Source organism: Sporosarcina sp. So3-204, from assembly GCF_058068165.1.
The window spans coordinates 1129374-1143032 of record NZ_CM176485.1; the positions used below are offsets into that span (position 1 = coordinate 1129374).

Below are 13659 nucleotides of genomic sequence, written 5' to 3' on the forward strand. Positions count from 1 at the left end.
ATAATCAAAATATATGTAAAAGGTAAATTATTCATTGGGGGAATTAAAATGTCTAAGGAAGTCGTTATCGTAAGTGCAGTAAGAACAGCAATCGGATCATTTTTAGGTTCATTAAAAGATGTTTCAGCTGTTGATTTGGGTGCAACAGTTATTAAAGAAGCGCTACAGCGTGCAAATGTTTCGCCTGAACAAGTAGATGAAGTCATTATGGGGAATGTACTTCAAGCGGGTCTTGGACAAAATACAGCGAGACAAGCGGCAATTAAAGCGGGTCTACCTGAAACCGTTTCTGCTATGGCAATTAATAAAGTATGTGGCTCAGGACTTAAAACGGTCCAACTCGCGCGTCAAGCAATTTTATCAGGAGATGCAGATATTGTAGTTGCAGGTGGTATGGAAAATATGAGTCAAGCACCTTATTTATTACGAGGTGGACGTGAAGGGTTTAAAATGGGCGATCAAAAAATTATTGATAGTATGATTACAGACGGCCTATGGTGTGCCTTTAATGATTATCATATGGGAAATACAGCGGAAAATTTATGTGACAGATATTCAATTACACGTGAAGAACAAGATGAGTTTTCAGCTACATCACAGCAAAAAGCAGCAGCAGCAATCGAAGCAGGCAAATTTAAAGAAGAAATTGTTGCTATTGAAATTCCACAACGTAGAGGCGAACCGGTTATTTTTGACACAGATGAATACGTAAGAGGTGGAACGACAGCTGAAAAACTAGGGAAACTACGTCCTGCATTTAAACGGGATGGTAGTGTAACTGCAGGAAATGCATCAGGAATTAATGATGGTGCAGCTGCATTCGTTATCATGTCGAAAGAGAAAGCCGATGAACTAGGCTTGACACCACTTGCAACTATTGCAGCAAATGCTAATGCAGGCGTTGATCCATCAGTGATGGGACTTGGACCTGTACAAGCAGTTAAAAAAGTACTTGAGCGTGCAAATATGACGTTATCTGAGATAGGACTAGTAGAGGCAAATGAAGCGTTCGCTGCACAAGCTATTTCTGTGGATAGAGAACTTGGATTTAATCATGAACTTTTAAATGTTAACGGCGGTGCGATTGCGCTTGGACATCCAATTGGTGCAAGTGGAGCACGTATACTTGTAACACTTCTTCATGAGATGAAACGTCGTGATGTTAAATCAGGACTTGCGACACTTTGTATTGGCGGCGGCCAGGGTGTAGCTACAATTGTCACTCGACCATAATCGAAAGTAGGTTATTATAAATGGCAAAGAAAAGAAAACAAGCAGAGCAACGTCCTTCGAATAGAGAGAGTGCTGGACTTACATTAGCTGATTCTTTAAATGAAGATGTACTTGCAAAGCTTAAAGCAGCTAAAAAAGAACTGACAACTGTTGAACGTGAAAAAGAAGAAGAACGCCAGAAACAAATTCGTCGTGAACGAAAAGAAATTGAAGACAATAAGAGTTTTGAAGAACTGTTGAATGAATACTGAATTATTGACTGACAGGCAGTTAATATTAAGGTTGTGTAAAAAAAGCGCCACTCCATCTTATGATAATCTGTGCTGTTGATTGGTACTAAAATTAAAATAAGAACGAATTAGCATCGCAGTATTATTGCGGTGCTTTTTTTCATTTAACAATCGTTTCATTTTGGAAAACTTTTGGATATTTGAAATATAGTAATTGAAAGGGACTTAAATAACAAGAACTAAACGTAGTTCCTGGAGTTCGTTAACATCGGAAGTATGAAACTTTTCGTATCTTTTGTACGTAACACTAGTAAGACTATTATTATTCTGCAACCGCTCAATTCTTTATAGTGTTAAGTTAAAAACAAATATTAATTATTCATTAAGCAATCTTACACAAACTGGGCCTTCTGTGATGTACGAGAGAGAGGTTGTGTCTAAAAATGAAAACCTGGGTTCCATTAGTTTTACTTGCGTTGGCTATGTGGATTTCATTCAGTGAATTTCTAAGAAGGGATATTTTGATTTCTAAATTATTTGCACTTCTTTTCTTTCTCGCTGCGTTATACATCTTTGTTGTATCAGTAATTGATTTATTTAAAAAAATAAAGTAAATTCTTCAAAACCTAATGATTATTTAGAGAAATGATATATTTTAATTTTGTGTTCATCAGTAATCGGGTGCTCTAGTTGAGTAAAATTTGTGCAAGAATAGGGCCAGATAATCGAATAACTTCTTGTGAAAAAGGTGATTTGAAATAATTGGTATTAGTTTAAAGAGCATCATAATTGAAGAAAATTCGGGAAAGATACCTATAAAGAAAAGGTAGGTGGTTTTTATTGAAGAAAAAACTCTATGTCCTTTTTTGTATCTTATTTCTCATAAATAATACTGTTGTCTTTGCAAAACAAGAAACACCCAGTCAAGATTTTATAAATAAGTATTTTTTTGATGTCAATTTAAATGGATTTAAAGAATTATATACCTTTGGAGATTTTCCATTTTACAATGATAAAGGACAAATTTCCCCTTTAGGTAAGACTATTTTAAGTGTATTAACATCAGATGTACGGAAATGGGTTAAAGAACCAAGGATATATGTGAAAGGCGATCTTGCTTATATACACGCAGTAGAGTTGGATGGATTGAATATTTTATTTACGTTAAAAAAAGAAAACGACCAATGGAAAGTAATTAAAAGGGAAGAAAAAAAACTCCCTACTGTTGGTAGTGAAATTATACTTGAAAAGGCATTCTTGAGAGCGATTGGACCAGAGATACTAAAGGCGACAAAATCATATTATGGCGAGGAAAGGCTTTTTTATTCTGAAAGAATAACTGATATTACTTGGAATGAAAATGATGATAAGTACAACGTAACAATTCAAATTATTACTTATAAAGGACCGATAATGCCCCCTTTTGGTTTCGATACAATTACATTGCAAATACCAGGTTTTGAAGTGGTAAAATACGAACATAAAGATATTTCGAATATCGAAAAAATGCCTTTAGAAATTGATTGATTTAAATTTCTGTTTTGGGCTAACGCAGGCATTAGACTAATTACTTATTCTTTTATCGGGGGCAATTCTGTGTGCGAAATGTTCCTAACTCAAATGAAATGTGGTCACACAATTTCGGTAAAGGATAGGCAGTTTTAGATCTCCTAAAACTGAAGGGTTATATCGAGAAGTCGAATGAAGAGGTAACGCTCTGAAAGGCTTCCCCTGCGTCGAGTAGCACGCTGATTAGTAAGAAAAAGTGTGTTATAAGGTTGGCTAATAGGCGTGAGAATTTACCGTAACAGTTCGGCTGACGAAAGCCTACCCGATGGGGTGGTGTAAATCATGATGCTTGGGTTGAACAGATATGGTGAGAATGCAATAAAATACAAAAACAAAATGTATTGCTGACGAACTTCCGAATGTAAGGGTCTAGACGCCCATTATACAGAAATATATTTACTACCAAATGCAGGGTTAGCTGTGGATGAGTAAGAATGGAGAATATAATAATCCATCTTGTGTTACTGGCACATGCAATGCTACCAGGCTCATAGGAAGCATCTAAGTCTGTTCCATAATAGATATAATTCAACGTTGTAAGCTGATACCGTGGAGGACTTACTCCCGATGAAACGGTGAAAAAGAAAATAGATGTGAGACTAGCGACTGTATAACTTTTCTTCATATCAGTGAAAGTGGTAGCACAGTACCGTTGAAGCGTGTAATGAACGTGGAGCGATAGCCACTAGACTAATAAAAGATTCATTCAACCATGTTCAACAAATCTTTATCGGTTAATAAAGTTCTTGTAAGACTAATAGAGGTTCACCTTCTACGGAAGGCACCGACTTATTGAAACGGAAGAGTTGAGACACATCAAGTGTTAATGATTGAATAGAATTGGATTAGTTGGAACGCCGTATGAAGCGAAAGTTTCACGTACGGTGTGAAGTGGGGGAAAAGCTGGCGATAACTTCAAAGGCTTACCTATTACTATGGTAACAGTTTCCCTAGAATCGTTTCCAACTTCTGTATAAAACTCTAAAAGTTTTCATGAAGTGAACGAACTATCTTATGGTACATGAAAACTGGTATAATAGAGGTAACAACAAACGAGGGGTGTTATTTATGAATGAAAATTCACGGCAAGAACGCCAAAAGCAAGTAGAATTTGCAGTTGGAATGGCCGCAATTGACGGCGGGAAACCAAGTGCATTTACAAAGAACCTCTTAAATCAATATGAAAATGGTCAAGTATCATCCAGCCAATTGAAGCAAGCGATTGTTGAAAAATATACAAGGGCTTCACAGTAATTTATGGATCCTTATATTTATCCTAATACAAACATTTTAATCAACAAATTAGACATTCGGGATGAACAACGATTAATTGATGTTGAAGCACAGTTGTTAATCGCTGGGATTGTAGATATTTCTTCTATTAACCATAAGGTTGACTTTCAAAAATACGAAAGTCTTCAAATAATTCATCACTTTCTTTTTCATGAGCTATATTCGTGGGCTGGGAAATTCCGAACAGTCAATATAACTAAAAGTGAACGGGTTCTAAACGAATTATCTATTGCTTATAGCGATAAAAATCACATTATATCTGATTTGAAAACTATTTTCAGTTGGTCTGAATCTAAACAATGGAGCTATTCTAATCCTAGTCTCGTAAAAGACTTTTCGGAATTTATGATAAAGCTTTGGCGTGTTCATCCTTACCACGAAGGAAATACAAGAACAGTTTCTATTTTCATGAAGCTTTTTGCTGAAGCAAGTAGGCTAGACTTCAATGCTCAATTACTTTCACAACATGCAGGATATTTACGAAATGCACTAGTTCTTGCCACAGTAGAAGAAGCTCCAGAACCAAAATATTTATTGAATATGATTTCTGATGCACTAGATGTAGTCGATTTCAATAAATTCAAGCCTGATGATGATGCGTCTAGTAATTATCAAGTAATTGGAAAATACGATGTTTCCAAATATGAAGAAAAACCTTTTGAAATTGATCTTGATGATGAATAACTTTATTTTACAAATCATTTCGGTAGGCTCTAAGTATTCATATTAAAAGTGCAAAAGTGAAAATTCACTTTTGCATTTTTTATAACAACTTTATCTTCTTGTTGCTCAATTTCAAGCAATGTAGTTTAATTGGAAAACATAAGCTTAACCATAATCAGGGGGCGATTCTGTAGCAAGGATTTGTACCCTATTTCAATATTCGAGCCAAATTATAATAAATGTGTTGCGCATAAAGTTTGGGGTTGTTAGCAGATGAAGAATAAATTATTAATTACCTTCTGTTTATTATGGATACCATTGGAAATATATTTGATAATTAGAAATTACTCGAAGGGGTATCCATTTACCGTAAATGTGATATTATTGGCAGGTTTTCTTACAACTTTATATTTATTAAGTGGAAAAGAAAATAGAGTTGCAAAATAAAAGGTTCTGAGAAAACGATATGTATAAGCAATCGGGGGCTGATTGTGGCACGAGAACTTTTGTGGACTCTTTGTTGATTGGAGTGCAAGACGTCGACTCTGGGAGGAACAGCGGGACAGGTGAAACAACCAAAGGTAGCGAAGCGAGAGTCGTCACGAAGAACGGCTTTTGCGAGTAAAAGCGAAGCGTTAGGAGCATATCTTTGTTCTTCGGGTTGGTCCACCGCCTGGAATTAGTCCTTTTATTATACAATAAAACAGCGATTCATTTTCGCTTTAATCGAAAATGAATCGCTGTTTAGTGTTTTATAGTCTGGTTTTTAGAATACTCCGTTGATTGTAGCGGAAGATGGCGACTCCTACGGGATGAAGCGGGACAGGCGAGACCCCACAGGAAGAGCCGTCACGGAGAACGGCTTTTGCGACCGAAAAGCGTAGCGTTTGAGAGCACTCTTTTTTTCGCGACGAGGAGGCTCACCGCCCGCCCCGTGGAAAGCGTCCATCTGTAGCGGAAATCAACAAATTCTAGAAAACCTCAGGTGAAGAGGACTTTTTCAGTGACCTCTGAAAAGACACTTGTGTTTTTTGAATTTGATTTTAGGTGAAAATTATTAAAACGAGGCGCTTCTTTTAATTTTAATAAATAGTCATTTGCAAAATTCTTTATTGCGGATTAGTCGAAAATAATACAGATGATTTAAGCAGAACACGTGGATGTAATTTTAATTGAGCAACCATTACATCTGCAAGGTCTTCTGGTTGCAATACATTATCAGGATTACCGTCAGTTAAATTTTCTGCATAAGCCAAATCTGTCGCAACTGTGCTTGGTGTTAACGCAGAAACACGGATATTATGTTTTCTCACTTCAAGCATTAGTGATTCTGTTAAACCAATAACACCGAATTTTGAAGCGCTATAAGCACTCGTCACAGGGCCACCTTTTTGACCAGCAGTTGATGCAATATTAATAATATCCCCTGTATTACGTTCAATCATTTCAGGCAAAACAGCTCTCGTAACATAATAAACGCCCATTAAATTGACGTCGATAATGTTTTTAAACGCCTCAGGAGATAACTCTAAAAACGATCCGAATTTCCCTGTTCCTGCATTATTTATCAAAATATCGATTGCGCCAAGTTCCGATTTAATATGATCAACTGCAGCAATAACTGAAGGGTTGTCTGATACATCTGCGACAGCCATTGTTACATCTACATCATAAGCTTCGAGTTCCTTCGCAACATTTTCTAAGTTTTCAGAAGTTCTTCCCACAAGTCCAATATTTATGCCTTCTTTTGCGAAAGCAATTGCTGTAGCGCGTCCTATACCTTTACCTGCTCCTGTAATTAAAGCAGTTTTACCTTTTAAACTTTGCATGTATAAAACTCCTTTTAATATCGTTTTAAAATCTTCATCTACCTAATTAACTATAAACCTAAGCCAAGCGACTTCCAATTAATTTGATTGTGATAAACTTCACAAATTTCCAAGCTTAACAATCCTAAACATTACAATAAGAAATGATAATCTACTTTTCTCTTGTGTTAGTACACCATTAGTAAGTATTCCTTTATACTATAAAGTAATAGCAATTGGCGTAGAGGAGGAAGTTACGATACAAACAGCGAAAGAGTTTATAGAGAAATATGTATGTAAGGCCGGAGAAACAATTGTACAATTAGATGAAAATGAATGGGAAATACAAAAGTGGACAGCAAGAACTTACAAAAAGACAGGCAATGTTTTAATAGCAGCTGAATTCGATGTATGCCCACCTGAAGAAATTATAAAGTTAAAACTTAAACCTAAGACACGTAAAGATTCTTTGCCGATGGCAGCGACAATAATAGAAGAGGCATTAGTTAAAGGGTGGCTCATTCAAGAAATCCGCTTTAAAAAAGATGGCCGAACACCTTTGTCTAGCTTTTATCGAATGGGACCGGGATTATTTGAATATGAACGGTTAAAAGCGGAAGAGGTTTCAGGCGCAGACAAATTGTTGAAGGAAACTTTACTTTTGGAAATCGAGCGCTCGAAAGATGTTATTCCGCATGAGTTTCTTGAATGTATTCTTCAATTTACGACTGAATTAAAGGACGCCGAATCTTGGATGGCAGAAAGAGTGCGGAGATTCCATCACTTCTTAATCGCTTATTTACAGCTGAAAAGACAGAAGCCACGAATGGAATATAAAGAAATTGGTGCTACTTACTATAAAAAAATCGGCGGTTCAAAGGCTTTTGATACGAATCGTGAAGTATTTATTAGCCGCCTAGAAAAATGGCTGAATGCACCTATAAATGAATTAGGAATTATTAGTGTCGGCTCGATTGTTCCTATACTTTTCACAGGGAACTTGACGGGGAATTTTTCGAAGTATTCCCTTGGTACTGTTCATGCGACGACTGATATTGCCGTGATAGATGACTGCTTTCAAACGACTGCTAACATATTGTGGCTTGTAGAAAATCGGGCCGTTTTAACTCGGATGGCAAAAGAAGTTGAATTTTTGGAGAGTACCGAGTCATTCATATTAGGTGTAGATGGTCAAATTAGAGGTGCCCATCGGAAAATGATTAAACAATTATGCCGCAACTCATCGATTCACAAAGTAATGATATGGGTGGATTATGATAAAGCGGGAGAAATCATTGCTAATGATTTAGTCAACCTTGTAGAAGACATACCTTATCGATTAATTGGAAATGAAGAAAATGTTTTTACAACTTATGCAGCATACAACATGTGGTCAGCAACGGTCCAAAATGCGGAACAAGAAATGACGTTGGGGGGTACGCTGGAATGGAGAAAGTGGATAAGTCAGTAATATCAATATTTAAAAGTGATCAACATCAACCTGAAATGAACCGAGCTATGCGAGATATCATATCTTTAGCTGGCGTAATGAAGGACCTTTCTACAGAGGCTGTTTTTGATTCTCCGTTAGAGATGCTTCGTTTTTTAAGAATTATCGAATTGATTCACGAAGAAGCATACGGACTGACAGATGCAATTGATAACGAAGATACGCTTTATTACCGTTATCAATCCCGATACGAAGACGGGGAACCTCCATCTAAAGCAAGGGTACATCAAATCGTTACGATCCTTTCAAAAAATAACTGGATCAGCAAACAAACCCATCAAATTAAAATGATGAGCGTAGGGAAAAGAATGATGGACGCGTTAACCCGATTGGCAAATGATTCCCTTGCCTATTATTTGGAAGATGAAATTGGGCGGTCCTTGTTTCAAGCGAGAAGAGATGCAGAAATCAGTGAAGCCTATGATGACAAAGGAATTTCAGGAGGGAATCGCATTGCGAGTTTAATTCATAACGTTCTAGAGGGAATTGAACTGTTAAAAAATAGAGAGTTAGAACTTTTAGCTGATCGCAATGCGTTGCCGCAACTGAAATTGATTCATACATTAATGGAGGATTTAGAGATCAAACTGCATCAACGGTTAGATCAATTTAAAACGATTGAGGATAGTCTTGTACTAAGCAATTTGATGCAAAGGGGAACGGGAGCGCTAACGCAAGGGACAAGCCTTTCTGTTGGAATGATTAATAAATACCTTCAGTTTATGAATGTACAACAGACCCCTTTAAAGACGACGATTTCTCCAGAAAAGGTACGGATTTTTATTACGAAGATGTTTAATCCGCCTGCTGAATCAGAAATTCCAAATGCTCATCAGCTGTTTAGTTTTATGGACCAAGGACAGTACCCAGGAGAAGAATTGGATGGCATTTGGATGCCGGTAAAATATGCGAGTCCACTATCCCATTTGGAAATTGAAAAGGGAATTGATTATCTTGAAAACTATGAACCTATGGTGGCAGATATTGAAGAAACATTGAATGTCGAATTTCATGAAGAAAATATAGCATTTGAATCTATGGAAAATCTAATGGACGAGGCAAGTTGGCTTCTTACAAAGGCTAGCATTGATACGGAAAAGATTGAACGCTATTTAGAGGAGAAAAACGAAGCAGACTTAGAGGAAACGATGGTTGAAACAAGTTCTGCGTCTTGGAGTGACGCGATTCGCCAACTTCTAGGGGTTGCTGCACTTGAGGCTAATAAAAAAGTCATCATTGAACCAAAAGAACAGGTAAAAGAATATGACAAGGAATGGGAGTGGATACAAGATGACACAAGAAAATCCAACATTCGAAGGAGAAAGTAATTCGGATTATTCATTGAATAGCCTTCAGATTTTACGTAGTGTATTAACAAATCGTGAAGAGCAAACTTTCATGTCCATTCTCTTTTCATCAAGCGCAACGATTCGGTCGAGTAATTTTGGCTTATCTCGAAAAGAAGTAGAAAAGTCATTAGGCGTGTCTCGTGATGATCCATACTTTTTGTCCTTTATATCTCGCGTGAACCAAGCAGTTGGGAGATACTACCGCCTAATTTATGATGAGCAACGCGACCAAATCGTTGCCATGCTTCGTGTACCCGCGAGTTCCGCCCGCCATACATTATCAGAGGAAGCTTTAGCTGTTCTGTTGTTCATGTTTTATCAACAGGAAGTATTAAAGCATGACTATACGTTGCTGTCTCAATTGCTAGAAGCTTTCGGACATGAAATGTTAAAAGGGAATCGCCGTATTCAGTTAGCGATTGATTCGTTGAGAAAAATAGGAGCTGCTGAAAATCATCAATTATCTGCTAAGGAAGATGCCTATCGTTTGACTGCAATTGGTGTGCATATGTTTTCAGATTCTTTTTTACGCAGAATGGTCGAATTCAGTCATTCAAACCAATTATCAAAAGATGATGTCATGAAATTCTTTAATCGCTACAACCTTTATGAAAGGGAGGGGCTCGTGTGATTCCTTGGCGTCTACAATTTACAGGTATTCGGGATTATGGTGCGGAGGAAATGAATTTAGGAAATGCAGATGATCATATTTTAATAACCGGGCCAAATGGTGCAGGGAAGTCCACGATTTCATTTTGTATGGGTGCGGTTTTACGTTCAAGTAAAGTTGATATCGAAGGGTTAAAATCTCAAAACCTTCCAGAAGACGAAGTTTGGAGAGCTGCTATCCGTATCCTTTTTAAAAATGAAGGTAATTCACGGATTGATGCACCACTTTACATTGAATTTCGTTTGATTTGTGAACAAGCCCCAAAGCAGCCTATGAAGTTACATTATGAAATTCATGATGGCGATGAATTAGAAGATTTAGAGTTGCGTCAAACGTATCGGTCGGGTGATGTGAATAAAAATAACTTTACAGCTTATAGAAGAGATCTCCAATTTAAATATAAAATTCATCCTGACTTGTATTATTTGATTTGGTATCAGCAAGAGGTTAACCAATTTTCGGTTATGGCACCAGAAGAAAGATTTCGCATATTTAGTGAAATGCATGGTATTGATAACATACAGAAAGATTGGGAAACAAGTCTGGAAATCGTGAAAGAAGCACGGGAATCTTTAACTGTAGCGGCGAACCAGCAAAAAATGTATGAATTTGAATTATCAGTAGCGCGAGATAAAAAAGATCGTTTCGAAGATAATGAGCGACGACTCTTTGAAAATGGTTACAAATTTGCTTTGACGACTTACGGTCTCCAATTATTTGCAGAAAATGAACGATTAGAAATGGAAAAATATATAGAAGAACGTAAAAATGAATTAGAGGAATTGGCTCAAAGAAAAAGCAAGATTGTCACTTACTTACAAAAGGAAAAGGATGTAAAAGGACAATTAGAACAAAAGCAAGTCGAACAGGAAAATACCCACGAACAATTGGGAGAGCAGCTGGAAAATAATGAGGATCAAGTCTCAAAAATCGAATTAGAAGTTGACGCACTGACAAATGAATTGAGTGAATTAAAAGAAGCGTATAACAAACTGCCTTATTTAGAATCCGAAACGAAAGAAAAATGGGCCTATGCACAAGGACAAGTTGAACGATTGGGAAATAAGGAAAGCGAATTAAAGGAAAAAGTTCAGAAAACGGATGAGGAAATTGAAAAGAATCGTGGGGAACGTTCCACTATCCAGGCAACGATTAACCAATGGGCAGCGGAAAGTAAAGAAGCCGACAAGTTAATTGAGCGTTACACGTCGAGCCATCGATTAGAGAGAAATCTACTAACACTTGAAGACTCACTTCGAACCGTAAAAGAACAGTTAGATTACGCGAAAGAGAAACTTCGTTTGAATAATGAAGAGCTAGTCATGTTGAAAAGTAATCAAATAGAATCGAAGCGTCAGCAAGCAGCAATTCGTCATTTAAAAAAGCAAAATATCACGGCTTATTCGTTACGTCATTTTGTTAAATTAACAGACGATACGGAGATTCAAAAAGAACGTTTATTTGATTCGATAAAATATACCATTTTTTATAAGGCATCAACTTGTGTGCCTATTAATGATTTATACCATGTATCTTTAAAGAAGTTAGTACCAACCCGAGCAATCATAGCATTACCCGAGTGGGGTTTGGAAATGCGAGAAGGGCTTTCTACTGATGAACAAAACCAAGCGTCACGTGCACTTTGGTGGATTGAACAGTTTTTCATTTCTGAACAACCAGCTATTAAAAATGGCTTGTTGATCGATAAACAAGGGATTAGGGGTCCACAAGAACAAGATACATTTATTTTGAGTAAAAAAGTACTTGAAGAACGAAGGAAGAAAATTGAGCTGTTAATTAATACATTACAGAATGAAATTAAAGTAAATGAACAAAAGTTATTAGAAGAAAACAACAAATACCGCGTCTGGAATGCAGATGTACAAAAAGTAAAAGAAGCAGAAGCGTTTATATCGTCAAAGGCGGAGCAACATTATAGAGTCGGTCAACTAGCTCAATTGGAAACCTTCCATAGGCAATTGCAAGGGATCAAAGAGCAATGTGAACTTGAGGGAAAAGAAGTGTGGAAAGAATCATATAAGTGGAGTGAAGAGGCGAAAGTTCGATTAGCGGACTTATCGGTCTACGAGCAGTTTGGACAGCAGGCAGAAAAGATTGGGCATCTGCAACAATTGGAACTGTTAATGAAAAATGGTAAGCAGGAAATAACAACAATGCGTCGAACGATAAAATCAATTGAAGACAAGCTCTATAATTTACAGCAACAACTTCGGAAAAATCAGCAAAGTATAGATAATTTAGAAGATGAATCCAATCAAAATCAACGAGAAATAGCACAAGTTTCGAAACAAAAAAGTGACAAAGAGGAAGAACGTATCGCCATGTCTAACCTGGCAGCACGCTATAAAGAAGAGTTAGCTGGGCTTAATTTATTAATTCCTTTACTCGTCGAAAAAGCGTTGGCTGTAGATAAAATGGAGGAATCGAAATATGACCTCCAACATAGACAGAACCAAGCAAAAGTAGAATTTACAAATGCACGAAATGAAACGGATATCGATCCAAATGCTGTAGAAAACTTTCAGACGTTAGAACAGGAAGTACTACGCAAAAAAGATGAACTGCATGCTGCCAAAAATCTATTAGAGGAAAATGAAGAACGTGCGATTCAAAATGAGCAGCGATTGGAAACTGCGATTGCGATGCAAGTTCAAAAGATTAATCTTCTCTTTCAGCAATATATGGGGTTATTCCAATTTGAAAGTCAAATTCAATATGATAAATCAATGGATAAAAAAGGACGTCCTGTATTTAAATTATTTATTTACGTTCGGAAAGAAGGGCATCGGGGGAAACTGGCTGATGTTAGTTTAAAAGCAAGAGGCGGAAGGGTTGGAAAAGGTGTCTCAGGCGGCGAGGAGTCTTTAAGTTCATTGTTATTTGCATTATCTCTCCTCCAAAATCTAGAGAATCAAGCCGGTTTTATTGTACTGGATGAGTTCGATAGTGCTTTGGATGAAACGCGTAAAGCAACAGTTTTTGAGCTTTATGCCCAAGAACTGAAGCGGAAATTAATAATTCTATCTCCTAAAGCACACGAAGATACGTATTATAATCAATTCTCAAAAGCATTCATTGTGTCACATGATCCGAAAAAATTACAAAGTAAAATAAGAGGAATTGGAATAAAAAAAATGGATTAAAGTAGCGTATTGCAAAATTGACGAAGTTAAGTGTAGATAAAGTTAAGGAATTCAAAGCGTTATTAACATAAGAACCCACCTGGATGATTTGTTTAATTGTGTAATTTAAAGGTGCTAGGTTATGGAGGGATTCGGAACCGTTTCATAACTTGGCACCTTCCATGTAAGCG

Annotated in this window: 11 protein-coding genes; 10 read left to right on the forward strand and 1 reads right to left on the reverse strand. The window is 36.9% G+C overall.

Features of this window, described 5'->3' with window-relative positions:
• The first annotated feature begins 48 nt into the window (after window positions 1-48).
• The 6 genes from AC3RV6_RS05405 (at window position 49) to AC3RV6_RS05430 (ending at window position 5009) form a co-directional block, all read left to right on the forward strand.
• Window positions 49-1233: an acetyl-CoA C-acetyltransferase gene (locus AC3RV6_RS05405; protein WP_489748438.1), complete on the forward strand. Its 1185-nt coding sequence runs from the start codon at window positions 49-51 to the stop codon at window positions 1231-1233.
• A 20-nt stretch (window positions 1234-1253) separates the two neighbouring features.
• Entirely contained in the window at window positions 1254-1484 is a 231-nt protein-coding gene (locus AC3RV6_RS05410; protein ID WP_489748439.1) for a YqkE family protein, read from the forward strand.
• A gap of 422 nt (window positions 1485-1906) precedes the next feature.
• Window positions 1907-2077: a hypothetical protein gene (locus tag AC3RV6_RS05415; RefSeq protein ID WP_489748440.1), complete on the forward strand. Its 171-nt coding sequence runs from the start codon at window positions 1907-1909 to the stop codon at window positions 2075-2077.
• Window positions 2078-2303: 226 nt separating this feature from the next.
• A complete protein-coding gene (locus AC3RV6_RS05420; RefSeq protein ID WP_489748441.1) occupies window positions 2304-2990 on the forward strand; it encodes a DUF3888 domain-containing protein in 687 nt (228 codons plus the stop codon).
• A gap of 1110 nt (window positions 2991-4100) precedes the next feature.
• Complete coding sequence (locus AC3RV6_RS05425) at window positions 4101-4286, forward strand: antitoxin VbhA family protein (protein WP_489748442.1); 186 nt, start codon at window positions 4101-4103, stop codon at window positions 4284-4286.
• 3 nt (window positions 4287-4289) lie between these two features.
• Window positions 4290-5009 carry a Fic/DOC family protein gene (locus AC3RV6_RS05430; protein WP_489748443.1) on the forward strand — a complete coding sequence of 240 codons (720 nt, stop codon included), beginning with the start codon at window positions 4290-4292 and terminating at the stop codon, window positions 5007-5009.
• Window positions 5010-6097: 1088 nt separating this feature from the next.
• Here the strand turns inward: AC3RV6_RS05430 and AC3RV6_RS05435 are convergent.
• Window positions 6098-6817, reverse strand: a complete 720-nt coding sequence (locus AC3RV6_RS05435) for a 3-ketoacyl-ACP reductase (protein ID WP_489748444.1) — start codon at window positions 6815-6817, stop codon at window positions 6098-6100.
• 454 nt (window positions 6818-7271) lie between these two features.
• Here AC3RV6_RS05435 and AC3RV6_RS05440 point away from each other — a divergent pair, with 454 nt between their 5' ends.
• The 4 genes from AC3RV6_RS05440 to AC3RV6_RS05455 are packed head-to-tail and all read left to right on the forward strand — an operon-like array spanning window position 7272 to window position 13489.
• Window positions 7272-8267: a DUF2399 domain-containing protein gene (locus AC3RV6_RS05440; protein ID WP_489748445.1), complete on the forward strand. Its 996-nt coding sequence runs from the start codon at window positions 7272-7274 to the stop codon at window positions 8265-8267.
• Window positions 8243-9634 carry a hypothetical protein gene (locus tag AC3RV6_RS05445; protein ID WP_489748446.1) on the forward strand — a complete coding sequence of 464 codons (1392 nt, stop codon included), beginning with the start codon at window positions 8243-8245 and terminating at the stop codon, window positions 9632-9634. The genes AC3RV6_RS05440 and AC3RV6_RS05445 overlap by 25 nt, the downstream gene beginning before the upstream one ends.
• On the forward strand, window positions 9597-10286 hold the full coding sequence (locus AC3RV6_RS05450; RefSeq protein ID WP_489748447.1) for a hypothetical protein: 690 nt from the start codon (window positions 9597-9599) through the stop codon (window positions 10284-10286). The genes AC3RV6_RS05445 and AC3RV6_RS05450 overlap by 38 nt, the downstream gene beginning before the upstream one ends.
• Complete coding sequence (locus AC3RV6_RS05455; protein ID WP_489748448.1) at window positions 10283-13489, forward strand: chromosome segregation protein SMC; 3207 nt, start codon at window positions 10283-10285, stop codon at window positions 13487-13489. The genes AC3RV6_RS05450 and AC3RV6_RS05455 overlap by 4 nt, the downstream gene beginning before the upstream one ends.
• The last annotated feature ends 170 nt before the right edge of the window (window positions 13490-13659 follow it).

Excerpts from the sequence above, each read along its gene's own strand:
- AC3RV6_RS05430 (WP_489748443.1), top strand. The coding sequence starts at position 4,290 with ATGGATCCTTATATTTATCCTAATACAAACATTTTAATCAACAAATTA.
- AC3RV6_RS05410 (WP_489748439.1), top strand. The coding sequence starts at position 1,254 with ATGGCAAAGAAAAGAAAACAAGCAGAGCAACGTCCTTCGAATAGAGAG.
- AC3RV6_RS05440 (WP_489748445.1), top strand. The coding sequence starts at position 7,272 with ATGGCAGCGACAATAATAGAAGAGGCATTAGTTAAAGGGTGGCTCATT.
- AC3RV6_RS05445 (WP_489748446.1), top strand. The coding sequence starts at position 8,243 with ATGGAGAAAGTGGATAAGTCAGTAATATCAATATTTAAAAGTGATCAA.
- AC3RV6_RS05405 (WP_489748438.1), top strand. The coding sequence starts at position 49 with ATGTCTAAGGAAGTCGTTATCGTAAGTGCAGTAAGAACAGCAATCGGA.
- AC3RV6_RS05450 (WP_489748447.1), top strand. The coding sequence starts at position 9,597 with ATGACACAAGAAAATCCAACATTCGAAGGAGAAAGTAATTCGGATTAT.
- AC3RV6_RS05415 (WP_489748440.1), top strand. The coding sequence starts at position 1,907 with ATGAAAACCTGGGTTCCATTAGTTTTACTTGCGTTGGCTATGTGGATT.
- AC3RV6_RS05425 (WP_489748442.1), top strand. The coding sequence starts at position 4,101 with ATGAATGAAAATTCACGGCAAGAACGCCAAAAGCAAGTAGAATTTGCA.
- AC3RV6_RS05435 (WP_489748444.1), bottom strand. The coding sequence starts at position 6,817 with ATGCAAAGTTTAAAAGGTAAAACTGCTTTAATTACAGGAGCAGGTAAA.